We start from the raw sequence: 1,000 nt of genomic DNA on the forward strand, positions 1-1,000 counted from the left end.
TTGGGGTCGTCGACGGGAGCGCGGGGTGCGGTGTCTGGCCCGGCGGACCGCGGGAGACCGGCTTGGACCGTGGACGACACCAGGGGCCGAACACGAGCGAAACAAACGCGGGACAGGACCGTTACGGGGCGAAGCCCTGCGCGGCCGATCCGTCCGTTACGTTCGCATCAGCCCCACCGGAGCGGCGCCGTCACCCGGACGCATCGCCCCCGGTGACCCGCACCCGCTCCCCGCGACGGACGTCGACCTGCCCACCCCGCGGCGCGGGGTGGGCAGGGCGACGTCCGTCGCGGGGAGAGGGTGCGGGTCACCGGGGGCGATGCGTCCGGGTGACGGCGCCGCTCCGGTGGGGCTGATGCGAACGTAACGGACGGATCGGCCGCGCAGGGCTTCGCCCCGTAACGGTCCTGTCACGCGTTTGTTTCGCTCGTGTTAGGCCACTGGTGTCGTCCACGCTCCGAGCCGTCCTACCGCGGTCCGACGGGCCGGAGAACCGCGCCACCGATCCCCTGGACGACGCCGATCCGCATGTCTGCGCGGCGGCGGCGACGGGGCGAAACACGGTGGACGCACGAGATGACCACGGCCGGAACACGACTCTCACAAGTCCGGGCGGCTCGACTGGCGCATTGCCCGTGCGGAACGCCACCGCGGGCCGCTGACCAGGGTCTTCCGTGTGGAGCGCTCGCAGCGGCCCTGGCGTAACCGACCCGATACGGAGTCGCCACGGCGGCGAAACGCGCCGGGAGTGGACTGCAGGCACACCTCGCCACCGGACCCCTGGAGTACACCCGATGATCACCACCGTCGTCGCCGGCAACCCCAAGCCGGCATCGCGGACACTCGACGCCGCCACGGTCGTCCTCGACCGGCTCACCGGGAGCGCCCCCGATCACGTGGTCGACGTCGTCGACCTCGGACCGGGCCTCCTCGGCTGGGGTGACGACCGTGTGAGCGGGGCCGTCCGGACCGCCGCCTCTTCTACACATCCCCGAGCCCA

1 pseudogene is annotated in these 1,000 nt (G+C 72.4%); it reads left to right on the top strand.

The window, feature by feature from the left end:
- Positions 1–794: 794 nt before the first annotated feature.
- Positions 795–1,000: pseudogene (locus tag NS184_RS17180) on the top strand (NADPH-dependent oxidoreductase); the annotation flags it as partial.

Origin of the sequence: Curtobacterium luteum (assembly GCF_001475545.1) — a bacterium.
In the GTDB taxonomy this organism is placed as follows: Bacteria; Actinomycetota; Actinomycetes; order Actinomycetales; family Microbacteriaceae; genus Curtobacterium; species Curtobacterium luteum_A.